Raw genomic sequence first — 21677 nt, 5'->3', positions numbered from 1 at the left:
GGGGGATACCTAACGTTCATCCTTGAACTCCCACCGGTCTCGGCGGTCGGTCCGGATGACGTTAGGGGCCTCCTCGAAGAGTTAACAAGACGTTGACGCGTGAGCAATACGAGCAAAACCCCAGGTCAACGCGGTGGTGCTAATGAGCTGGGGTGACGGAGACAGGAATGGCGTTCAGGACGGCGGTGCCGGACAGCGGGTCGAGGAGCGTGCCGTCGAGCAGCTGGTTCACGTTCGCCCCGGGGCGGGCGGCGGCGACCGACATACGGGTGCCGGGGCGGCTGTGGCCCCAGCCGTGCGGGAGGCTCACCACCCCGCTGCGCACGGTGTCGGTGATCTCGGCGGGGGCCTCGATGCCGCCGCCCGACGACTCGATCCGGACGGTGGCCCCGTCCACGACCCCGAGGCGGGCCGCGTCGTCGGGGTGGACCTGGAGGGTGCAGACGTTGGAGCCGCCGGTGAGCGAGCCGACGTTGTGCATCCAGCTGTTGTTGGAGCGCAGATGGCGGCGGCCGACGAGGACGAGCGGGGCAGGCCGGGCGCCCAGCGCCCGGCGCAGGCGCGGTAGATCGGCGGCGATCGGTTCCGGGAGCAGTTCGACGCGGCCGGAGCGGGTGCGCAGGACCTCGGTGAGGCGGGGTTTCAGCGGGCCGAGGTCGATGCCGTGCGGGTGGGCGAGGACTTGCTCCAGCGTCAGCTTGTACGGGCCGAGGCGCAGCATCAGGTCCAGTCGCCGTTCGGGGCCGCTCACGCCGGTGAGTTCGGCGGCCAGCTCCTTCGGCGCCCCGGCCCGGGTGAGGGCGGTGTCGACGGCCAGGTCGTCGACGGCGGAGGGCGGTGCGCCGTGCATACCGCTGACCGCGAGGATCAGCCGGGCGTGGATCTCGCTCTCGTCCATCCGCCCGTCCTCCAGGGGGATGGCGGCACGGGTGTAGCGGACCTGGTTGTGCACGGCGAAGCTGTTGAACGCGAAGTCGAAGTGGGCGCTCTGCGAGGGCGGCGGCGGGGGCAGGACGACGTCGGCGTGGCGGGAGGTCTCGTTGAGGTACGGGTCGACGCTGACCATGAAGTCGAGCCCGTCGGCGAGGGCCGCGTCGAGCCGGTCGCCGTCGGGCGCGGAGAGCACGGGGTTGGCCGCGACGATCACCAGGGCGCGGATGCGGCCCTCGCCCGGGGTGTCGATCTCCTCGGCGAGGGCGGCGATGGGCAGTTCGCCCTTGGCCTCGGGGTGCCCGGAGACCCGGCTCGACCAGCGGCCGAGGGCGAAGCCCTTGCCGGGGGCGGCACTGCGCGTCCCGGGTTCGGCGGGGCGGGGTGCGCGCGCGGTGGCGGAGAGCGGGAAGAGTGCGCCGCCGGGCCGGTCGAGGTTGCCGGTGAGGATGTTGAGGACGTCCACCAGCCAGCTGGCCAGGGTGCCGTGCTCGACGGTGCAGCTGCCGATGCGCCCGTATACGGCGGCGGTGGGGGCGGCGGCGAGTTCGCGGGCGATGGCGGTGATGGTGGTCGCCTCCACGTCGCAGGCGGCGGCGACCGCGTCCGGGGTGAAGTCCGCCAGGGCGGCGACGAGTTCGTCGAGTCCCTCCAGGTGCTCGGCGAGCGGCCCGGGGTCGGCGAGCTTCTCCTCGATGAGGGTGTGCGCGAGGGCGGCCAGCAGCAGGGCGTCCGCGCCGGGCCGGATCGCGACGTGCCGGTCGGCGAGGCGGGCGGTGCGGGTGCGGCGCGGGTCGATGACGGTGAGGGTGCCGCCGCGCCGGCGCAGGGCCTTGAGCCGGCCGGGGAAGTCGGGGGCGGTGCAGAGGCTGCCGTTGGACTCCAGCGGGTTGGCGCCGATCAGGAGGAGGTGGTCGGTGCGGTCGAGGTCCGGTACGGGGATGGCGTGCGCGTCACCGAAGAGGAGGCCGCTGGAGACGTGCTTGGGCATCTGGTCCAGGGTGCTGGCGGTGAACACGTTGCGGGTGCGCAGGGCGGCGAGCAGCAGGGGCGGGTAGAGGGAGCCCGCCATCGTGTGCACGTTGGGATTGCCGAGGACCGCGCCGACGGACTGCGGGCCGTGGGCTTTCACCAGGTCCGGTATCCGGGCGGCGATCAGGTCGAACGCCGCCTCCCACGTGGCTTCGTGCAGCTCCCCGTCGTCGCCGCGCACAAGGGGGACGCGCAGTCGGTCGGGGTCGGCGTCGAGCCCGCCGAAGGAGGCGCCCTTGGGGCAGATGAACCCCCGGCTGAAGATGTCGTCGCGGTCGCCGCGCGCACCGGTGACGGTGGTCCCCTCGATGGTGAGGGTGAGGCCGCAGGTGGCCTCGCAGAGGGGGCAGATGCGCGGTGCGGTGCGGTAGTCGTGGGACATGGGCCCTCCCCGGGGCGGCTGCGGCGACGGCACGCGGACATGGACCGGGCCGGGGCATGGGAGCCCCGGAAGCCCCGGCACGGGCGAGCATACCGACCGGTACGCACGGTGGGGAGGTGTCGTACGGGGGCGAAGCCGGGTGGCTTCGGGCGCAGGGAGCGGGCGCGGAAGGCGCATACCCGGCGAAGGTAGCGGGCGCGGAAGGCGCATACCCGGCGAAGGGAGCCGGCGCAGCAGACGGAGCGCCCCCGACAGAGGGCCGACGCCGTAGACGCAGCGCCCCGGCAGAAAGGGCCGACGCCGTAGATGGAGCACCCCGGCCAAGAGGGCCGGCGCTCAGTCGAGCGTGTGCGCGAGGTAGGACCTCACCAGGGTCCGGGTCTCGGCGACGATGGCCGCATCCCCCGAGGGCTCCGTACGGAAAGCGAGCTGGAGCAGCGCGTCGGCGGCCTCGACGCTCACCAGGATCGCCCGGGACAGCGCCTGGTCGGGCCGGCGGCCGAGGTGGCCGGCGAGCAGCGCGGCGAGCCGGTCCGCCAGCCGCCGATTGGCGTCGTCCGCCGCGCCCTCGGCGGGGAACGGCGGCCCGAAGTCGACGAGCGCGAAGCCGGGCACGCTCCGCTTCATCGCCAGGTACTCGTCGAGCACCGCGTCGATGGCGGCCCGCCAGTCGGCGGCGGGGAGGTCCGCGAGCCGGGCGGTGATGCGGTCGGCGTAGGTGTCCAGGTTGCGCAGCGCGAGGGCGTCGACGAGCGCGCGCTTGTTGGAGAAGAACCGGTAGACGGAGCCGATGGGCACCTCGGCGCGCTCGGCGACGGCCCGGGTGGTGAGCTGCTCGTACCCGGTCTCGTCCAGCAGGCCGGCGCAGGAGTCGAGTATCCGGGCCAGCCGGTCGGCGCTGCGCTGCTGCACGGGGGCGCGGCGGAGGTTCGGGGTGACATGGGGCTGAGACACGCGGCCCATGATGCCGTGCCCTGCGCCCGGGGTGGACACCAGAGGCACCCGCCCCGAGGCCCCCCGCCCCACGGGACACCGCACACGCACCGTATGGCCCGATGTGTGCCGTTGACGTGCCCCGCTCCTATTCCTACGGTGGTGCATAGGATTCGTCGTCCGGCGGGTCCGAGGGCTTTCTTGGGCACCGGGAGTGCGGGATGAGCGCGATCGACCAGGCGAGGAAGACGGCCGAGGGGCTGACGTACTCCTCCGGCTTCGGCAACGAGCACAGCTCGGAGGCGGTGCCGGGGGCGCTCCCGCACGGCCGCAACTCCCCCCAGCGCGCCCCCCTCGGGCTGTACGCGGAGCAGCTGAGCGGCTCCGCCTTCACCGAGCCGCGCGCGGACAACCGCCGTTCCTGGCTCTACCGAATCCGTCCCTCGGCCGCCCACCCGGAGTTCACCCGGACCGGCAACGGCAATCTGCGCTCGGCCCCGTTCACCGAGACCGTGCCGGACCCGAACCGGCTCCGCTGGAACCCGCTGCCCGACCCCGCGCCCGGCACGGACTTCCTGAGCGGCCTGTGGACGCTCGGCGGCAACGGCGACGCCGCCCAGCGCGCCGGGATGGCGATCCACCTCTACCACGCCAACTCCTCGATGACGGATCGTGTGTTCAGCGACTCCGACGGCGAGCTGCTGATCGTCCCCGAGCGCGGCGGACTGCTGCTCCGCACCGAGATGGGCGTGCTGCACGTCGAACCGGGCCACATCGCGCTGATCCCGCGCGGGGTCCGCTTTCGGGTGGAGCTGCTGGAGGAGACCGCGCGCGGTTACGTCTGCGAGAACCACGGCCGCCCCTTCGCGCTGCCCGACCTCGGCCCGATCGGCGCCAACGGCCTGGCGAACGCCCGGGATTTCCTCGCCCCCGTCGCCGCGTACGAGGACCACGAGGGCCCGGTGGAGGTGGTCAACAAGTTCTGCGGGAACCTCTGGTCGGCGACGTACGACCACTCGCCGCTCGACGTGGTGGCCTGGCACGGCAACCACACCCCGTACGTCTACGACCTGCGCCGGTTCAATGTGATCGGCACCATCAGCTACGACCACCCCGACCCGTCGATCTTCACGGTGCTGACCTCGCCGTCCGACACCCCGGGGCTGGCCGGCGTGGACTTCGTCGTCTTCGCCCCGCGCTGGCTGGTCGGCGAGGACACCTTCCGCCCGCCGTACTTCCACCGCAATGTGATGAGCGAGTACATGGGCCTGATCGACGGGGCGTACGACGCGAAGGCGGACGGCTTCGTCCCGGGCGGCGGCTCCCTGCACAACATGATGTCGGCGCACGGACCGGACCGGGAGACCTTCGACCGGGCGAGCGCGGCGGAGCTGAAGCCGCAGAAGATCGACGACGGTCTGGCCTTCATGTTCGAGACCCGCTGGCCGGTGACGGCGACCGAGCAGGCGGCGACCGCCGATCATCTGCAGCGCGGCTACGACGACGTATGGCAGGGTCTGAGCCGCAACTTCCGGCCGTAGCCGGCGGGCGCGGGGAAGCCCGGAGGGGCGGGACAGGACGGGACGGGGACGACATGACCGAGCGCCATGAGCGGGACGGGGCCGACAGCGGTGCGGCGGAACAGCCACGCCATCCGCCCGCCTTCGCCCCCGACTCCCTCGTCCTGAACCGGAAGCTGCCGCTCTGGTACCAGGTCTCCCAGTCCCTGCGGGCCTCCATACTGGGCCGCCCGCAGGACGCCTCCGCCCGGCTGCCCACCGAGGAGCAGCTCGCCGCGCACTACGGGGTCAGCGTGCTCACGATGCGCCAGGCGCTCAAGGAGCTGGAGACGGAGGGGCTGATCAGCCGGCACCGGCGGCGCGGCACGTTCATCGAGCCGCGCGCCCGGCGGGTCTCCCCGGTCCGGCTGCTGGGTTCGGTCGACGCGATCGTGGCCCAGCAGTCCGGGGAGGCGACGACCGTTCTCGGCCACGGCCCGGTGCCGCTGCCCGGCGATCTCGCGGAGTTCTTCCCCGACTGCGCCGAGGTGACCTGCTACCGGCGGCTGCGCCGCGACGGCGAGAGCGACGAGCCCACCAACTGGGCGGAGAACGCGGTGCGCCCCGACATCGCCGCCCGGATCGACGTGGCCGACCTCGAACGCTGGCCGATGACCAAGGTCCTGCGCGACGTCGTAGGGGTGCGGATCTCCCGGATCACCGACACGGTGGAGGCCCGCCTCGCCGACCCCGTCACCGCCGAACTCCTCCAGGTCCCGCTGCTCAGCCCGATCCTGCACTACACGGGCGTGACGTACGACGAGGAGGGGCGCGTGGTGGACGTGGCCCGGATCCGCTACCGGGGCGACCGGTTCTCCTTCTCCGTGACGGTGGAGGCCCACTGACCCCCGCCCCGCACCGGCCCCGGGGACACCGCCCCGCATTGACCCCGCCCCACGGGGACACCGCCCGCCGTTACGATGCGAAGGGCCTCGGCCGACAGGTCAAGGCGGGCAGGGGAAACGGGACACCGGAAAGGGGAGGGACGGCTCGGTGGCAGCGCGCAGGACGGCGGCGGCGGGATCCGGCGGGGACACGGAGTCCTCGCCGCTCGACGCGTTCGTCCCGCTGGACGAGCTGATGCCGTGGTCGTCGAGGCCGCTGAGAACCGGCCGCGCCTGGGTGAGCGGCCCCGACCCCGTGGCGCTCCGGACCCGCTGGGAACGGCTGGCCGCCGCCGACTCCGCCGAGCAGGAACGGCTGTTCGCGCCCACCCGTTCCCGTACGCCGCACACCTCGGTCGCCGCCCTGCCCGGCCAGTCGACCGGCACGGCCCGCTTCGCCCGGACGCCGGGCCCCTGCCCCGACCCCGTACGGATCCAGCACGGCCCCTACGACGAACAGTGGCTGCTCCCCGACCACCGGCTGATCGACGCGGCCCGTCCGGAGCTGTGGCGGGTCGCCGACGAGCAGCAGCTCTTCGCGGTCGAACACAGCGCCGCCCCCGAGGACGCCGGGCCCGCCCTGTCGGTGACCGCACTGCTGCCCGACGGGCGCTCCCCCGCCGGCCGGCCCGGCCGGATCAGGCCGCTCCACCGCAGACCCGGCGGCACGGAACCCAACCTCGCGCCGGGGCTCCTGGAGCTGCTGCGCGAGCGGCTCGGCGGTGGGGCGGGCCCGGACGCGTTCACCCCGGAAGCGGTGCTGGCCTGGGTCCTGGCCGCCGCCCGTCCCTCCGCCACCGGACCCCAGGTCCCGTTGCCGGCCGACGCCCAGGTGTGGTCGTCGGGGGTGGCGCTCGGCCGGGAGCTGCTACGGCTCCAGTTGCGCGGCGCCCGGGGCGGGGAGCGGCCCCGGCTGCCGGGCGGGCGAAGGCCCTATGTGCGGGCGGCCCTCCCGGCCCGCCCCACGGAGCTGTCGTACGACGCCGAGGACGAGGCGCTGATCGTCGGCGACGGCCGGATCTCGCCGGTGCCCGCGGCGGCCTGGGAGTTCACGGTGGGCGGGGTGCGGGTGCTGGAGCTCTGGTTCGGCCGCCGGGCGGCAGCGGCGGCGGGCCGGGTGCCGGAGGGAGCGGCCCCGGACGGTCTCGACGTGGTCGGTGCGCGCGGCTGGCCCCGGGAGTGGACCTCGGAGCTGCTCGAACTCATCACCGTACTGGCTCTGCTGGACGGCACCGCGGGGCCCCGGAAGGAGTTGCGGGCCGCGCTGGAGGCGGGGCCGCTGATCAGCCGCGCCGACCTGCGGGCGGCCGGCGTGCTGCCGGTCCCGGCTGCGGCTCGGCGTCCCGCATCGGTGCTCGGCCACCAGGAGGAGGGCCCGGAGGGGCAGTTCGCGCTGCTGTAGCGAAAAAGCCCTGGGGGCCTCCGGGTGGCGGAGAGAGTGGCGAAAGCGCCGGTCAGCAGGTATGCACGGGGGCATGAACACATTGCCACTCCCCCTCGACGGCATCACCGTGGTGGCCGTCGAACAGGCGGTCGCCGCGCCCTTCGCCACCCGGCAGCTCGCCGACCTCGGAGCCAGGGTCATCAAGGTGGAGCGCCCGGACGGCGGCGACTTCGCTCGCGGCTACGACACGGCGGCGCGCGGTCTCGCCTCGCACTTCGTCTGGTGCAACCGGGGCAAGGAGTCCCTCGCCGTCGATCTGAAGGACCCGCGCGGCCTCGCGGTGGTCCGTGAACTCGTCGCCGGAGCCGATGTGTTCGTACAGAATCTGGCGCAGGGGGCGGCGGCCCGGCTCGGGCTCGACGCCGCCACGCTCTGCGCCGCGCACCCGCGCCTGGTGGCGGTCGACATCTCCGGGTACGGGGCGGACGGGCCGTACGCGCACAAGCGGGCCTACGACATGCTCGTCCAGTGCGAGGCGGGTCTGGTCTCGGTGACCGGGACGGCGGAAGCGCCGGTGAAGGCGGGCGTTCCGGCGGCCGACATCGCAGCGGCCATGTACGCGTTCTCCGGGGTGCTCGCGGCGCTGCTGAGGCGGGCGACCACCGGGCGGGGCGGCCCCGTGGAGGTCTCCATGCTGGACGCGCTGGCCGAGTGGATGGGCCACCCGCTGCACCAGGGGATGCACGGGGCCACGCCCCCGCCGCGTACCGGTCTTGCGCACTCGGTGATCGCCCCGTACGACGCGTTCGCCACGGTCGACGGCGAGCAGGTGCTGCTCTCCGTGCAGAACGACCGGGAGTGGCGGCGGCTGGCGGAACAGGTGCTGGGACGGCCCGAGTTGGCGGGGGATCCGGAGTTCGCGACGAACGCGGCGCGGACCGCGAACCGGGAGCGGACCGACGAGACGGTGGGCCGGGCGCTGGCGTGCCTGACGGGCGAGGAGGCGCTGGCCCGGCTGGAGACGGCGGGGATCGCCTGTGCCCGGTTGAACACGGTGGCCGATGTGGCGGCGCATCCGCAGCTCGCGGCGCGGGGCCGGTGGCGGAAAGTGGGCTCACCGGTGGGGCCGTTGCGGGCGCTGCTGCCGCCGATCACGCTGCCGGGGAGCGAGGAGGCGCGGATGGGCGCCGTACCGGCGCTGGGTGAGCACACCGATGCACTGCTGCGAGCCCTGGGGATGACGGACGAGCAGACATCGGTGCTGCGCCGGGACGGAGTGGTCGCCTGACCTGGTCCGTCCCGAGCGGTGGGCCGGTCCGGGGCGGGCGAGCCGGGCCGTGGGTCAGCGGCGGCTGCCGAAGAGCGAGCGCCGCAGTCGCCGCAGCGGCGCGAAGAGCGACACGCGGGCGCTCCTGCTCCGGCGGGTGTGCGCGGCGTCGCGCGAGGTCAGCTCACGCATCAGCAGCGTCGCTTCGGCCGACTCGCGCTGCGGGACGACGGGGCCGCCGAGCACCGCGAGATGGCGGTCGAGGCGCGTACTGGTCGCACCGCTCCCGCATGTGATGGCAGGCACACGCGGCCTGCTTCGCACCGTTATCTGTTCCATGTCACTCCCCACCCGTACGAGGGCACCCGGTCCGGGCAGGTTAACCCTATCGTCCCGCGGTGACACCCGTGTATCCCGGCCACACGATTGCGCACACATATACGGAGATTGACGGCCCGTTATCGAATTCGCGCGATTCCAGGGCGACTTGGGACAGTTCGGCAGGTTTGCCCCTTGGGTCGCCCGTCGTTCAACCCCGAAGCGGGAGGCCTCGACCGTCGAGGACTCCCGCAGGGGCGGCCGGGCGGAGGAAACGTGCCTGTCAGAGGAACGTGCCTGTCAGGGGAACGTGCCTGTCAGAGTGCGGACTTGAAGACCGGGAGATAGCCTCCCGACTGTCCGGCGGCGGTGGGGTGGTAGGACTCGCCGATGTTGAGCCAGTTCACGCTGTGCAGCCAGGAGCTGTTCGAGCAGATCTCGTGTCCGGTGAAGGTCGTCCGGACGTCGCCGAAGGTGAAGCCGTGGTCCGCCGCCCGCTTGGCGGTGGCCGTGTTGAGGTGGTCGGACGCGCCGTTGATGGCGGCGCGCTCCTTCTCGCTCAGACCGGCGATGCAGCCGCCGCCGAGCTGGTAGAAGCGCGGGTAGCCGAGGACGACGACCTGCGCGGAGGGGGCCTTGGAGCGGATGGCCGAGTACACGGAGTCGAGCCTGCCGGGGAGGGTGGAGTCGACGTAGGCGCGCGCGGTGGCGATCCGGTTGAGGCAGGTGGCCTCGGACTGCAGGACACAGGTCGTCATGACGTCGGCGAAGCCCGCGTCGTTGCCGCCGATGGAGATCGAGACGAGGTCGGTCGAGGCGTTCAGCCTGCCGAGCTGACTGCCGGTGACGTCGTTGGTCCTGGCGCCGGAGCAGGCGGCGAAGTCGAAGGACGAGGGGGAGTTGGCGGCCGCCCAGAGGGCGGGGTAGGCGCGGCTGCTGCGCTTGCAGCTGGAGCCGTCGTAGCTGCCGGCTCCGACGCCGGAGGAGTACGAGTCGCCGAGGGCGACATAGTCGACGGCCGCGGCGGACGAGTCGGCGTTCGCGACCCCCGCACCGGTCAGGGCGAGGGCGGCGCCGAGCAGGAGAGAGGACGAGAACGCCACGAGTCTGGACATTTTCATGGAACCTCCTTGAGCAGGGGGTATCTGCCTACTCCGTAGTAGCAGCGCCTCCGCCCGACCGGAAGTGTCCATGCCAAAAATAGGCCCGGAGTGCTTCCGTCCGCCCCCGGCGGTTCAACGGGCGCTCGCCGACCGCCCGCTGTCGCCCCGTCGGCCGCCACGGCTCGCCCGCCCCGCACGAGCCTGCGAAACCCGGGTGCACGCGGTGCCCCCGTGCCGGATCATGAGCGCCATGCCCGACTCTCCCGAATCCGCTCTGCCGATCCGGCTCACCGTCGACGACAGCGATTCACCGTCCGACGTCGTCGACGCGCTCTTCCTCGGCCGCTTCGCGACGGGCGAGCAGCCCTACTCCCACAGCTCCTCCCTCGACCGGGTCAAGTCCGGGGCGACCCTGCTGCCCCCGGAGGCCCGGGTGCTGCGGACCGCCCGTGACGACGACCGCAGCGCGACGCTCGCGGAGGGCGAGGGCTGGACCCTGCTGGCCTCCCGGTGGAACCGGGGCGCGGACGTCACCGTCACCGCGACCAGCGCGGAGCTGGCGGAGCAGGTCCTCGGCCGGGCCACGGACGGGGCGCAGGACGAGCCGGAGCCCCAGCCCGACAACGTGACCATGGGCTTCTGGTACGTCTCGCCGCGCCGCGGCCCGCTCCGCACCACCCGCCGGATCACCGCCGGCAGCTGGGACGAGGTCCGCCCCAACTACACCGCGCCGGTGGCCGACGCCATGGGCCGGCTGATGAAGGTGACGCCGGACGACATCGCGGGCCGGCTGCTCCTGCTGCACGGGCCGCCCGGCACCGGCAAGACGTCCGCGCTGCGCACCCTGGCACGTTCCTGGCGCGACTGGTGCCAGGTCGACTGCGTGCTGGACCCCGAGCGGCTCTTCAACGACGTCGGCTATCTGATGGACATCGCGATCGGCGAGGACGACGGCACGGCGAAGGGCCGGTGGCGGCTGCTGCTCCTGGAGGACTGCGACGAGCTGATCCGCGGCGAGGCCAAGCACACGGCGGGCCAGGCGCTGTCCCGGCTGCTGAACCTGACGGACGGCCTGCTGGGCCAGGGCCGCAACGTGCTGGTGGGCGTCACCACGAACGAGGACCTGGAGCGGCTGCACCCGGCGGTCGTCCGGCCCGGCCGCTGCCTGGCCAGGATCGAGGTCGGCCCGCTGACCCGCCAGGAGTCGGTGGCCTGGCTGGGCACGGACGAAGGGGTGGGCCGCGAGGGCAACTCCCTGGCCGAGCTGTACGCGCTGCGCCGGGGTTTCGGCCCCGCGTCGGTGCCGAAGCAGGACGCGGGGGCGGATGCGGGGCTGTACCTCTGACCTCAGGTGTGCGGATGCGGGGCTGGACCGCTGACGCCAGGCGTTACGGGCGAGGTGCGGGGTCAGCCCCCGTACGCGGCCCGTACCGCGTCCTTGGCCAGCGACAGGGCCTGTTGCCGGGTGAGGCCGAGCCGCTCGGCGGTCTCCGCGTACAGCTGCGCGGCGGTCGCGGCCCGCTGTTCGGCCGCTCCCCCGGCGGCCGCGACGAACGTTCCGTTACGGCCCCGGGTCTCGATCACCCCGTCCGCCTCCAGGGCCCGGTAGGCCTTGGCGACGGTGTTGGCGGCGAGGCCCAGCTCCTCGGCGAAGCCGCGTACGGTCGGGAGCCGGTGGCCTACGGGCAGCGCGCCGGAACGGGCCAGTTCGGAGAGCTGCGTGCGCAGTTGCTCGTACGGGGCGATGCCGGAGTCCGGGTCGAGGACGATCTTCTCAGTCACGGACCGATTGTCCCCCACCGGCGGAAAAAGGGGAGGCGTTCGGGGCGCGGCTGCGCATACGGTCCACCGCATGACTGTGATCGTGCGCGATTTCCGCCCGTCCGACGCGGAGGCCTGGACCCGGGTCCGCCGGGCCTCGGTCCCGTGGATGGTGGCCACCCCCGAACAGGTCGTCCACGACCTGACGCACGCCCATCCGGACAAGCACTACCGGCTGCTGGTCGCCGAGGAGGACGGCGAGATCATCGCGACGGCGCAGGCGGGCATCGCCCACGAGAGCCCCGAGCCGGGGCAGGGCTACTTCACCCCGCAGACGCTCCCCGGCCGCACGAACCGCGGCGCGGGCTCGCTGCTGCTGCGCACGGCGGAGGAACACCTGGCCGGGGTCGGGGCCACGGTGCTGTACGCGTGGGTGCTGGACAACCCGGAGAGCCTGGAGTTCGCCCGTAAGCGGGGCTACGAGCCCAAGCGCTCGGCCCACTTCCAGCGACTGGACCTCGCGGGCGGCACCCTGCCGCCGCGTCAGGAGCTGCCGCCGGGGGTCGAGCTGCGGACCGGGGCGGACTTCGCCGACGATCCCCGGCCGCTGTTCGAGGCGGACGTGGAGGTGACGGCGGACGAGCCGAGTGACATCGCCTCCGAGCTGGACGACTACGAGGACTGGCTGGCGAACACCTGGCGGCACCCGGCCTTCGACCAGGGGCTCACGTCGGTGGCGCTGGTGGACGGGAAGGTGGCGGCGTTCAGCGCGGCCACCACCGACGGTGAACGGACGTATCTGAGCGGCATGACCGGCACCCTGCGGGAGTTCCGGGGGCGGGGCCTGGCGAAGCTGGCGAAGAACGACTCGCTGCACCGGGCGCGGGCGGCCGGCTACACGGACGCCTACACGTCCAACGACACCGGGAACGGCCCGATGCTGGCCGTCAACGAGTGGTTCGGCTACACCGTCTGCGCCACCGAGATCCGCCATGTTCGCACCCTCTGAGCCCCGGCCGGGCCGTCCGGACGAGCTGGTGGTCACGCTGACCAAGGCGGGCCGCACCAAGATCAGGTATCCGGCGGAGCTGGTCCGCGACGACGGCGTCCGCGTCACCGTCCGGGCACCGTGGGCCGCGCCCGGGGTGCGGGACTTCGGCTTCGTCCGGTTCGAGCCGGGCGACGTGTTCACCGAGCACTACTGGCGGGACCGGTGGTTCGCGGTGAAGGAGGTCCGCACCGGCGAAGGCGGCCTCAAGGGCTGGTACTGCGACATCACCCGGCCCGCCGTGCTCGCGGACGGGGTGCTGGCGGTCGAGGACCTGGACCTGGACCTGTGGGTGTCGGCGGACGGCTCGACCGTCCTGCGGTTGGACGAGGACGAGTTCGAGGAGAGCGGTCTGGCGGATCGCGACCCTGCGGCGGCCGGGGCGGCGGCCTCGGCCCTGGACGAACTGGAGACCCTGGCCCGGGCCGAGGGGCTGGCCGGTCTTCTCGGCTGACCGGCGCGGCGGGGGGCGCCGGTCACGCCACTCCCCCGGCTGACCGGCGCGGCAGCCTGCACCACCCGGTCGGCGAGCCCGGACTCCGGCTCCGGCTCCGGTGGAACAGCTCTCAGCCTTGTGGCGGCGTGCCGGGCCCGTCAGGGCGGGCCAGCCGGGGAACCTTGGCGTACACCATGGTCGCCGCCGCGATGACGGTCGCCAGGACCGCCATGGCCTCGGTGAACGCACGTCAGTCCATCACGGACAGCGCGCCGAAAACACGTCGGCCCCCGCTCAGGGGCGCGGCCGGGAGCCGACGACCAGCTCGACCTCATGCCCCGCCGGGTCCTCCAGATAGGCGGCGTAGTGCCCGTGGCCCCCCGCGTACGGATGGCGGTCGGGGAACAGCAGCCGCCAGCCGTACGCCGGGGCCTCGGCCGTCAGGGCGTCCAGGGCGGCCCGGTCACCGACGTGGAACGCCAGGTGGTTGACCCCGGGACGGCGGCGGTCGTGGCCGCCGGCGGTCAGGTCCGGCGACTGTTCGAGCACGACATACGCGTCGCCGCGCCGCCAGCTGCGGCCCTGGGCCCAGTGCTGGTACGGGACATGGCCGAGCCGGCCCAGCAGCCAGCCCCAACTGCGCTCCGCCGCCGTGAGGTCCGCGACCCACAGCTCGATGTGGTGCACCCGGCCGGTGGTCTCGCAGGCGGCGGGCAGCGTGACGGCCCGCCCGACACCGCCCGGGACGTACGCGATCGGCTCCCCGTCCCGGTGCCAGTGGATCATGAAGTGCTCGCCCGCCCGGTAACCGTCCAGGCCCGCGCGGCAGTACGCCACCATGTCGTCCGGAAGCGCGGCCAGCGGGAACCAGGCCAGCTCGGAGCACTTCTCCGGCTCCGCGTTGCGCGGCGGGCGCTCCGGGTCGTACTCCGCGACGAAGAACCAGCCCATGCGCGCCCCGCCGCCGGGGCCCCGGTGCTGCATCACGAGGGCGACCCGCAGCTCGTCGGGGTCCAGATCGAGGCCGATCTCCTCGGCGGCCTCCCGGATCATCGCCTCGCGGACGTCCTCGCCGTCCTCCGCGTGGCCGGAGGGCATGTGGAGCAGTCCGTCCGCATACCCGGTGTTCGCGCGACGGGCCAGCAGGACGTCCGGGCCGCGGCGCAGGATCAGATGGACGTCGACGACCTCGGTGTGCCGGTGCGGCGGCATCGCCCGGGCGACCAGCGCATAGCGCTCGTCGTCGACCTCCTTGCCCCAGAGCCGGGTGTCGGGGGCCAGGTCCTCGTGGTGGATGCGCTCGGTGTGCGTGGAGAGCAGGGCGGTGAGCGTGGTGGCGGACAGGCCGGTGCCGTTCCACACCCCTTCGATCAGGACGAGCCGCCCGCCCGGCTTCAGCAGGCCGAACCAGTGCTCCAGGGCGGCCGCCGGGTCGGGCAGCAGCCAGACGACGTGCCGGGCCACGACCACGTCGAACGCCCGCTCCCCGACCGGGGGCCGGGCGGCGTCCCCGACGAGGACCTCCGCACCGGTCCCGGCGAGCTTGGCACGGGCCAGATCGGCCATGCGGGGCGAGCGGTCGACGGCCGTGACGCGGTGGCCCTGACCCGCGGCGAGCAGCGAGAGGCTGCCGGTGCCGCACCCGAGGTCCAGCACATCGCCGCGGGTGGCGGGCAGCCAGCTCTCCAGCCGCCCGGCCCAGGCGTCGCGCACCGCGGGGTCGAGGAGGCCGTGGTCGGGCTCCTCGTCGAAGGATCCGGCCATCGCGTCCCAGTCGATCGTGGTCATGGTGCCGATGCTCTCAGCCGCCACTGACAGTGCGGTTCTCCTCTGCCCCCTTCCGGCCACCGCGCAGCCCTACGATCAGCCGGCCGATCAGCGGCCAGGCCACGATCAGCACCACGATCGCGTAGACGGTGACGGAGAACGGGGTGTTGACGAGCCCGGTCACGCTCCCGTCGCTGATCTGGAGGGCGCGGCGCAGCTGCTGTTCGGCGGCCGGGCCGAGGATCACCCCGATGACGGCGGGCAGCACCGGCAGCCCGTAACGCCGCATCCCGAACCCGATCAACCCGATGACCAGGAGGATCACCAGGTCGAGGGACTCGCCGCCGACCGCGTACGCGCCGACGGCGGCGAAGAAGAGGATGCCCGCGTACAGATAGGGGCGCGGGATCCGCAGGAGCTTCGCCCAGACGGGGGCGAGCGGCAGGTTGAGGGCGAGCAGCAGCACCATGCCGACGAACAGCGAGGCGATGAGCCCCCAGACCAGCTCCGGTTCACGCTCGAACAGCAGCGGGCCGGGCTGGATTCCGTACTGCTGGAAGGCGGCCAGCATCACGGCGGCGACGGCGGTGGTGGGCAGCCCGAGGGTGAGCATCGAGACGAGGGTGCCGGCGGCGGAGGCGGAGGCGGCGGCCTCGGGTCCGGCGACGCCTTCGATGGCGCCCTTGCCGAACTGGTCGCGGTGCTTGGAGAGCCGCTTCTCGGTGACGTAACTGAGGAAGGTGGGGATCTCCGCGCCGCCCGCCGGGATCGCCCCGAAGGGGAAACCGATGACGGGGCCGCGCAGCCAGGGTTTCCAGGTGCGCTTCAGATCGGCGCGGCCGAGCCAGGGGCGGCCGACGGGGATCGGCTTGCCGGTGGAGCGGCGCAGGTGGGCGGCGACCCAGAGGGCCTCGCCGATCGCGAAGAGCCCGACCGCGACGATCACCACGTCGACGCCGTCGGCCAGGTGGAGCGAGCCGAAGGTCAGGCGCTGCTGACCGGTCATCTGGTCGAGGCCGACCAGGCCGATGGTGAGGCCGATGAGGAGCGAGGCGATGCCGCGGATGCGGGACGCGCCGAGGACGGAGGTGACGGCGATGAAGGCCAGCACCATGATGGCGAAGTAGTCGGGCGCGCCGATGCCGATGGCGAGCGACGCGACGGTCGGGGCGAGGACGACCAGCAGGATCGTGCCGATCATGCCGCCCGCGAAGTGGCCGATCGCGGCGGCGGCGAGCGCCTGTGCGCCGCGCCCGCCCTTGGCCATCGGGTTGCCCTCGATCGCGGCGACCACGGCGGCGCTCTCCCCGGGGGTGTTGAGGAGGATCGAGGTGGTGGAACCGCCGAACATCGCCCCGTAGTAGATGCCCGCGAACATGATGAACGCGCCGGTCGGGTCGAGTCCGTACGTCACCGGGAGCAGCAGCGCCACGGCCATCGCCGGGCCGATGCCGGGGAGCACGCCGATCGCCGTGCCGAGCAGGACGCCTATCGCGGCCCACAGCAGGTTCATCGGAGTGAGCGCGGTACCGAAGCCGTCGATGAGGGAGTTGAGGGAATCCATCGGTCAGAGCACCCCCATCAGCGGGCCGCCCGGAAGGGGGACACCGAGCAGGTTGTCGAAGACGAAGTAGGTGAAGAGGGAGAGTCCGGCCGCGATGAGCGGATCGCGGCCGTAGTGGCGGCTGCCCAGCGCGTAGGCGGCCCCCCAGAAGAGCAGCGCCCCGGCGATCGGGAAGCCGAGCGGGCCGATCAGGACGGCGGCGGCGAGGAAGACCCCGGTGAGCAGCAGGACGGTACGCCAGTCGGCGGGTTCGTCGAGGTCGACGTCCTCGCCGCCCTCGGCCTCGCCGCGTCCGCCGCGCAGGACGTCGACGGCGAGCAGGGCCCCGACCAGCAGGAGCCCGGCGCCGACGACGAACGGGACGGTGCGGGGCCCGATGGGACCGCGCTGGGCGATGTCGACGTCCATGGTGAGGGCGTCGGTGAGCACGAGCACACCGAGGGCGAACAGCAGGACGCAGACGCCGAGTTCGGAGCGTTCACGCAGCCAGGCGCGGGTGGTGTTCCCGCTCGCACCTGCGGATTCTGGCGATTCGGTGGTCACAGTCCCAGCTCCTTGAGGACGGTGGCGACGCGCTGGTCCTGCTCGTCGAGGAAGTCGCCGAAGGGTTCACCGGCGAGGAAGGCGTCGTCCCAGCCGTTCGTCTTCATCGACTCCTTCCACTCCTTCGAGGCGTGGAGTTTGCGGATGAGGCCGGTGAGCTTGTCGCGTTCGGTGTCCGAGAGGCCGGGCGGGGCGACGATGCCGCGCCAGTTGGTGAACTCGGTGTCGAGTCCGGCTTCGCGCAGGGTGGGGGCGTCCAGGCCGGGCACCCGCTTCGGGCCGGTCACGGCGAGCAGCCGCAGCTCGCCCGCCTCGATCTGGTCGCGGTACTCGCCGAGGCCCGAGACGCCGAAGCCGACCTTGTTGCCGAGGATGGAGGCGAGGAGTTCGCCGCCGCCGTCGAACGGAACGTAGTTGACCGTCTTCGGGGCTATCCCGGCGGCCTGCGCCATGAGCATCGGGGCCAGGTGGTCCGGGCCGCCGGGCGAGGACCCGCCGCCGACCGGGACGCGGGCCGGGTCCTTCTTCCAGGCGGCGAGGAGGTCGGCGATGGTGCGGTAGGGCGAGTTCTTGGCAACCACCACGATGTCGGGCTCCTCGGTGAGCCGGGCGATCGGAGTGGTGTCGGCGAGGGTGCTCGGGGACTTGTTGGTGTGGACGGCGCCGACGACGCCGAGGCCCATGGAGAGGGCGAGCTTGCCGTTGCCGTGTTCGCCGACGAGCCGGGTCAGGCCGACCGTTCCGCCGGCGCCCGGCAGGTTGAACACCTCGATGTTGTGGGTGAGTCCGGCGTCCTCGGCGTTCTTGGCCATGGTGCGGGCGGTGATGTCGTAGCCGCCGCCGGGGGTGTTGGGGACCATGAAGCGGAGCCCGGGAATCTGAGTGCCGGTGTCGGAGCCGTCGTCGGTGGAGAGCAGAGGTGGCCCCACCACCACGAGCAACGCGGCCCCGAACAGGGCGAGGGGAGTGCGCAGTCGCACAGGTTCCGCCTTTCGCTGTGAAGTGGCCCACATGTTGCCTGCGCGTTAAGAAGCTGTCTCTCTTCCGGTATCAACGGACGTTGTGGTCATTGAGGTCGCGGCCTAGCGTGGCGGCGTGACAACGGTGCTGGTGGTGGACGACGACTTCATGGTGGCGAAGCTGCACGGTCGCTATGTGTCCGCCATGGACGGTTTTACGGTGGTCGGGGTGGCGCACAACGGCGCCGACGCCTTGCGGGCGGCCGAGCGACTGCGCCCCGACCTGGTGCTGCTCGACATCTACCTGCCGGACATGGACGGGATCGACGTACTGCGCGCCCTGCGTACGGCGGAGGAACAGGACGCTTCACGCTCCAGCACGGACGCCCTGTTCATCACGGCGGCCCGGGACGCCGGGGTGATCCGGGCGGCGCTGCGGGCCGGGGCGCTGCACTACCTCATCAAGCCGTTCAACCGCTCGGCCCTCCAGGAACAGCTGCGCCATGTCGCCTCGCTGCGGACCCGCCTGGACGAGCTGGGAGAGGCCCGCCAGGAGGACGTCGACCAGATCTTCGGCACCCGCCCGCCCGGCTCCCGCGAGCTGCCGAAGGGCCTGGCCGCCCCCACGGCCGACCTGGTGGAACGCACCCTGCGCGACCACCCCGGGGGCCTGTCCGCCTCCGAGTGCGCCGAGGCGGGGACGCTGTCCCGGGTGAGCGCGCGCCGCTACCTGGAGTGGTTCGCCGGAACGGGACGCGCGGAGGTGACCTTGCGGTACGGGGGAACGGGGCGGCCGGAGCGGCGGTACCGCTGGAAGGGCTGAGGCGTCACAAGGTGCCACAGCCACCCGCGCGACGCCGCCGAAGCGCGCCCTCAGGAGGTGCTGCCGGCACCCCTCTCCTGCCAGGTGCGGCGCACGATCGCATGGGCGCGCCGGAAGCGGTGGTCGGGGTCCTCGGCCAGGTCGACGGGGGCCTGGAGCGTCACAGCACGGCTGTCCTCCCGTACGAGCTGGATGAAGGTGCGGGCGCTCGGCCCGCTGCCGGTGCGTACGGTGGTGACCGTCCGTATCTCTTCCCAGCGGCACACCTGCCGGGCGGGCCAGACTCCGGTGGCCACCCCGTCCTCGTCGATACGGGTCCTTCCGGCGGACCTGCGCCAGGACTGCACCGCCCCTGCCGCCACGGGCAGACAGACGAGAGCCGCCACCCACAGGGGCAGCGCGGCCCCGCTGCCCGCACCGAGATACAGGGCGGCGAGGGCGTAGGTCACCAGCCACCCCCCGGCGATCCACCGCCACAGCCGCCGCTGCGCGGGAAGCACGGCGTACTCCAGCGGCAGCCGCTCGTCCGGCTCCGCCTCGTCCTCGCCCCACCGGTCGACCATGACCTCCGCCTCCCCCGTCGGGCTTCCGCGCCCTTCACCGTTCGACATCCTGCCGGATGGCCTCCCGGCCTTGGGCCATCAGGCAGGCATCACCGGCTTCAGCGAGGCCTCATGAACCCCCAGCCACTGCCGCTCCCTTTGGCCGCGTCATTCTCAGCCCGCCCACCCGGCAAGAGCATTCGCGAGCGCCTCTCCGCCTTGTTGCACAGCTGTTCCCAGGACCAAGGAGGGAAGAGCCTGGGCAAGTCCTTGGAGCGATCCGGCTCCCGCTTGAGGGTCTGGCGCAGCCAGGGCTGCATCGATCCTTTCTGCCATAGCCCGCAGAACCACCAGGTTGTCCAGGCTTTCGGCATTGCGGTCCACCTCCGCCCGGAAGGAGGCCAGCAGATCCCGTACGGTACCGGCGTCGACGGCGCCCTGCCCCGATGCCGACTGGTACACGTGGGAAATGTTCTCCCCCACGACGTTCTGGAGCGGGGCGATGTTGTCACCTCCGATACTGATACCGGATCCGTGCCCCTGTTCCTGTTGGCGGCGGCCTCGCCCAACGATCACTGTGCGCCTCCCTGCTTTCCGTTGTTCTGGCCCACGCCATGGATGCCGCTACCCGCGACGTTCTGGATGGGGGCGTTGTTGTCTCCGTAGATCTGAATGTTCGTGATCACCGCAGCCACTTGGCGGTTGTACGCACTCGTGTCGACTCCACGCTCCTCGAGGTACTCCGAGACAGTTCGAAAAATGCAAGCCTGCATCAGCACGACATGACGTTTGGCATCGTCGCTCTGGTGCATGTCGTCCACTTCCTCGGTGGAGTACCGGTCGCGCAGGCTAACCGGATCCTTCTCCTCCGTACGGCCGTTCGCTCCCTTCTCTCCGAGGGCGAGACGGGCTACAGCCCGCCAGAGCGCAAGCGGCCCCGCAGCAGCGTCGAGAAGCGCCTGCACGAACACCCAACCGAGTCGTCGGATGCCTCGTTTGGCGAGGGGAGCAGTAGTGGCGCGCAGCTCGTTGTACAGCGGAGTCATGACGTGGGGGCGAACGGTCAGCCGCAGCTCCCCCGCCTCCAGTGCGGCGTGCACAAAGACATTGACGACGAGTTGACCACTCCAGCTCACAGTCTGTGCACGTAGATAGAGGCGGTCCGGCATGCTCGAGGGTGACCTGCGCCCGCGGCCACCGAGATCTGGTGGCTCCAGCTTCGCGGCCCGCGTTCGCTGCAGCCACAGGGCAGCAGGTAGCCCTCGCACGTGCACCACAGTGAAGCCGGGCAACGGATCGGTGACCTCCCGAGCATCTCGTCCCAGCCGTAGCAGAGCCGCACCGGTCTGGCGAAGCAGCTCCGAATCGCTCAACGATCCGACCGACTTCTCATGGTCCCTCGGCTTGAGCGGAATGCTGATGTCCGCAACACCCCAGACATCCCGCCCAGCCCCTACGAAACGTTCCGGGGTCTCGTACGGCAACTCCCGCCGCGTCTGCTCGCTGCCGATCCGTGTCTTGCGCTCCCCGGCTTTCCAGGCGACCCACGGCAGCCGGTCCAGCCCGCCGCCCTGGCCACTGAGCACGGCCAGGGCGGCAAGCGCCGCAAGCCGGTCAGCGACGAAAACGAGCGCCGTCCCCGCCAACAGCGCGGGCGGCAGCAGAAGGAGGCCGGCACGCAGTCCAAGAACATGATCGCCATTCGGCTCGAAAGGAACCATCGCGAGCGCCAAGGGCACACACAGAACGACGTGCGGCGACCAGCGAGACGTCACCAACCGCGACGCTCGACGCACCTTTCGTAGCGCCCTCAACCCCGCCCATCGCACCGCCAGTGCCAGTAGGGCGGCCCCGCCCCACACCGCAGCGGCCGGAGGAGACAGGTACACCAGACAAGCGACAACGAGCAGCACCCCGATTCGACGGAACCACTGGCGCCGCCGCGCGCGTTTGCTGTGCGCAAGGATCGGTTCGAGGTCGAATCCGTACGAAGGGACGGGCAATGGCGGGCCGTTCAGAACATGGTCCAGCACCCATCGAGCCATTGGCTCGCCCAGGGGCGGGCAATCATCGCTGCCCTCCAAGTAGATACGCCGACGAGCACTGCGTCGCGGTTTGTCCGGCCCGCCGCTTCTGCCTCTCACCTTGCGCCACCATGCCTTGATGGCCTCGACCCGGTCGGGACGCGTATAGACGGCCTGACACAGCAGCCTGGTCACATCCGATGTGGTGGCATTCACCTCGTCGAGGCGATGCTCTTCTCCTACTCCCGAGGCGGCCTGAAGGGGGATTGCCGGCCCTCCGACCAGGTCGCCATCGGCCCGTTCCTTGAGACGCACTCCACGCCCGAATCCCACTACGCCCCCGTTCGCCGGTACGGCGGGCATCTTCACCGGGGATCCGCGATCGCACCAGCCCACCAAACCCGACATTGCACTCATT

19 protein-coding genes are annotated in these 21677 nt (G+C 72.2%); 8 read left to right on the top strand and 11 right to left on the bottom strand.

Annotated elements, in window-relative coordinates:
• Positions 1-139 precede the first annotated feature (139 nt).
• Positions 140-2344 (bottom strand): molybdopterin-dependent oxidoreductase, encoded by a 2205-nt coding sequence (locus tag ACFWM7_RS01825; RefSeq protein WP_383253840.1) that lies wholly within the window; start codon positions 2342-2344, stop codon positions 140-142.
• A 336-nt stretch (positions 2345-2680) separates the two neighbouring features.
• The gene (locus ACFWM7_RS01820) at positions 2681-3307 is read right to left on the bottom strand and encodes a TetR family transcriptional regulator (RefSeq protein WP_383253837.1); all 627 of its coding nucleotides are present in this window, start codon (positions 3305-3307) and stop codon (positions 2681-2683) included.
• A gap of 191 nt (positions 3308-3498) precedes the next feature.
• Here ACFWM7_RS01820 and hmgA point away from each other — a divergent pair, with 191 nt between their 5' ends.
• The 4 genes from hmgA (at position 3499) to ACFWM7_RS01800 (ending at position 8392) form a co-directional block, all read left to right on the top strand.
• Positions 3499-4818, top strand: a complete 1320-nt coding sequence (hmgA, locus tag ACFWM7_RS01815; RefSeq protein WP_383253835.1) for a homogentisate 1,2-dioxygenase — start codon at positions 3499-3501, stop codon at positions 4816-4818.
• Between the two features lie 53 nt (positions 4819-4871).
• Complete coding sequence (locus ACFWM7_RS01810) at positions 4872-5681, top strand: GntR family transcriptional regulator (protein ID WP_383253833.1); 810 nt, start codon at positions 4872-4874, stop codon at positions 5679-5681.
• Positions 5682-5829: 148 nt separating this feature from the next.
• Positions 5830-7122 carry a type ISP restriction/modification enzyme gene (locus ACFWM7_RS01805; RefSeq protein WP_383253829.1) on the top strand — a complete coding sequence of 431 codons (1293 nt, stop codon included), beginning with the start codon at positions 5830-5832 and terminating at the stop codon, positions 7120-7122.
• A 73-nt stretch (positions 7123-7195) separates the two neighbouring features.
• Entirely contained in the window at positions 7196-8392 is a 1197-nt protein-coding gene (locus tag ACFWM7_RS01800; RefSeq protein WP_383253827.1) for a CaiB/BaiF CoA transferase family protein, read from the top strand.
• A 54-nt stretch (positions 8393-8446) separates the two neighbouring features.
• Here the strand turns inward: ACFWM7_RS01800 and ACFWM7_RS01795 are convergent, their stop codons facing one another.
• Positions 8447-8710, bottom strand: coding sequence for a hypothetical protein (locus ACFWM7_RS01795; RefSeq protein WP_003970092.1), 264 nt, complete (start codon positions 8708-8710; stop codon positions 8447-8449).
• Between the two features lie 296 nt (positions 8711-9006).
• Entirely contained in the window at positions 9007-9810 is an 804-nt protein-coding gene (locus tag ACFWM7_RS01790) for an SGNH/GDSL hydrolase family protein (RefSeq protein WP_383253825.1), read from the bottom strand.
• Between the two features lie 232 nt (positions 9811-10042).
• Between ACFWM7_RS01790 and ACFWM7_RS01785 the strand changes: the two genes are divergently transcribed.
• The gene (locus tag ACFWM7_RS01785) at positions 10043-11137 is read left to right on the top strand and encodes a DUF5925 domain-containing protein (RefSeq protein WP_383253824.1); all 1095 of its coding nucleotides are present in this window, start codon (positions 10043-10045) and stop codon (positions 11135-11137) included.
• Between the two features lie 62 nt (positions 11138-11199).
• Here ACFWM7_RS01785 and ACFWM7_RS01780 read toward each other — a convergent pair whose 3' ends face one another.
• Positions 11200-11574: a GntR family transcriptional regulator gene (locus tag ACFWM7_RS01780; protein WP_383253822.1), complete on the bottom strand. Its 375-nt coding sequence runs from the start codon at positions 11572-11574 to the stop codon at positions 11200-11202.
• A gap of 70 nt (positions 11575-11644) precedes the next feature.
• Between ACFWM7_RS01780 and ACFWM7_RS01775 the strand changes: the two genes are divergently transcribed.
• Positions 11645-12562, top strand: a complete 918-nt coding sequence (locus tag ACFWM7_RS01775; RefSeq protein WP_383253820.1) for a GNAT family N-acetyltransferase — start codon at positions 11645-11647, stop codon at positions 12560-12562.
• Positions 12546-13055: a DUF402 domain-containing protein gene (locus ACFWM7_RS01770; RefSeq protein ID WP_383253817.1), complete on the top strand. Its 510-nt coding sequence runs from the start codon at positions 12546-12548 to the stop codon at positions 13053-13055. Before ACFWM7_RS01775 ends, ACFWM7_RS01770 begins: the two co-directional genes overlap by 17 nt.
• A 276-nt stretch (positions 13056-13331) precedes the next feature.
• Here the strand turns inward: ACFWM7_RS01770 and ACFWM7_RS01765 are convergent, their stop codons facing one another.
• From ACFWM7_RS01765 to ACFWM7_RS01750, 4 genes are read right to left on the bottom strand one after another with little or no spacing between them, the layout of a single operon-like run.
• Positions 13332-14825 (bottom strand): trifunctional class I SAM-dependent methyltransferase/NUDIX hydrolase/VOC family protein, encoded by a 1494-nt coding sequence (locus ACFWM7_RS01765; protein ID WP_383253815.1) that lies wholly within the window; start codon positions 14823-14825, stop codon positions 13332-13334.
• 13 nt (positions 14826-14838) lie between these two features.
• Entirely contained in the window at positions 14839-16368 is a 1530-nt protein-coding gene (locus ACFWM7_RS01760; protein WP_383253813.1) for a tripartite tricarboxylate transporter permease, read from the bottom strand.
• A gap of 3 nt (positions 16369-16371) precedes the next feature.
• Entirely contained in the window at positions 16372-16911 is a 540-nt protein-coding gene (locus ACFWM7_RS01755; RefSeq protein WP_383253811.1) for a tripartite tricarboxylate transporter TctB family protein, read from the bottom strand.
• The gene (locus ACFWM7_RS01750; RefSeq protein ID WP_383253809.1) at positions 16908-17891 is read right to left on the bottom strand and encodes a Bug family tripartite tricarboxylate transporter substrate binding protein; all 984 of its coding nucleotides are present in this window, start codon (positions 17889-17891) and stop codon (positions 16908-16910) included. The genes ACFWM7_RS01755 and ACFWM7_RS01750 overlap by 4 nt, the downstream gene beginning before the upstream one ends.
• 148 nt (positions 17892-18039) lie before the next feature.
• Here ACFWM7_RS01750 and ACFWM7_RS01745 point away from each other — a divergent pair, with 148 nt between their 5' ends.
• Positions 18040-18693: a response regulator gene (locus ACFWM7_RS01745; protein WP_383253910.1), complete on the top strand. Its 654-nt coding sequence runs from the start codon at positions 18040-18042 to the stop codon at positions 18691-18693.
• A 50-nt stretch (positions 18694-18743) separates the two neighbouring features.
• Here ACFWM7_RS01745 and ACFWM7_RS01740 read toward each other — a convergent pair whose 3' ends face one another.
• On the bottom strand, positions 18744-19256 hold the full coding sequence (locus ACFWM7_RS01740) for a hypothetical protein (RefSeq protein WP_383253807.1): 513 nt from the start codon (positions 19254-19256) through the stop codon (positions 18744-18746).
• Between the two features lie 551 nt (positions 19257-19807).
• Entirely contained in the window at positions 19808-21574 is a 1767-nt protein-coding gene (locus tag ACFWM7_RS01735) for a hypothetical protein (RefSeq protein ID WP_383253806.1), read from the bottom strand.
• Positions 21575-21677 lie beyond the last annotated feature (103 nt).

Origin of the sequence: Streptomyces sp. NPDC058375 (assembly GCF_042723425.1) — a bacterium.
GTDB lineage: Bacteria > Actinomycetota > Actinomycetes > Streptomycetales > Streptomycetaceae > Streptomyces > Streptomyces durocortorensis.
Note: the sequence above shows the minus strand (reverse complement) of the source record. Positions and strands in the feature narration are given on the sequence as shown.

Coding starts and splice junctions, on each gene's coding strand:
- ACFWM7_RS01790 (WP_383253825.1), bottom strand. CDS start 9,810: ATGAAAATGTCCAGACTCGTGGCGTTCTCGTCCTCTCTCCTGCTCGGC.
- ACFWM7_RS01820 (WP_383253837.1), bottom strand. CDS start 3,307: ATGGGCCGCGTGTCTCAGCCCCATGTCACCCCGAACCTCCGCCGCGCC.
- ACFWM7_RS01825 (WP_383253840.1), bottom strand. CDS start 2,344: ATGTCCCACGACTACCGCACCGCACCGCGCATCTGCCCCCTCTGCGAG.
- ACFWM7_RS01810 (WP_383253833.1), top strand. CDS start 4,872: ATGACCGAGCGCCATGAGCGGGACGGGGCCGACAGCGGTGCGGCGGAA.
- ACFWM7_RS01740 (WP_383253807.1), bottom strand. CDS start 19,256: ATGGTCGACCGGTGGGGCGAGGACGAGGCGGAGCCGGACGAGCGGCTG.
- ACFWM7_RS01770 (WP_383253817.1), top strand. CDS start 12,546: ATGTTCGCACCCTCTGAGCCCCGGCCGGGCCGTCCGGACGAGCTGGTG.
- ACFWM7_RS01760 (WP_383253813.1), bottom strand. CDS start 16,368: ATGGATTCCCTCAACTCCCTCATCGACGGCTTCGGTACCGCGCTCACT.
- ACFWM7_RS01800 (WP_383253827.1), top strand. CDS start 7,196: ATGAACACATTGCCACTCCCCCTCGACGGCATCACCGTGGTGGCCGTC.
- ACFWM7_RS01775 (WP_383253820.1), top strand. CDS start 11,645: ATGACTGTGATCGTGCGCGATTTCCGCCCGTCCGACGCGGAGGCCTGG.
- ACFWM7_RS01745 (WP_383253910.1), top strand. CDS start 18,040: ATGGTGGCGAAGCTGCACGGTCGCTATGTGTCCGCCATGGACGGTTTT.
- hmgA (WP_383253835.1), top strand. CDS start 3,499: ATGAGCGCGATCGACCAGGCGAGGAAGACGGCCGAGGGGCTGACGTAC.
- ACFWM7_RS01785 (WP_383253824.1), top strand. CDS start 10,043: ATGCCCGACTCTCCCGAATCCGCTCTGCCGATCCGGCTCACCGTCGAC.
- ACFWM7_RS01765 (WP_383253815.1), bottom strand. CDS start 14,825: ATGACCACGATCGACTGGGACGCGATGGCCGGATCCTTCGACGAGGAG.
- ACFWM7_RS01795 (WP_003970092.1), bottom strand. CDS start 8,710: ATGGAACAGATAACGGTGCGAAGCAGGCCGCGTGTGCCTGCCATCACA.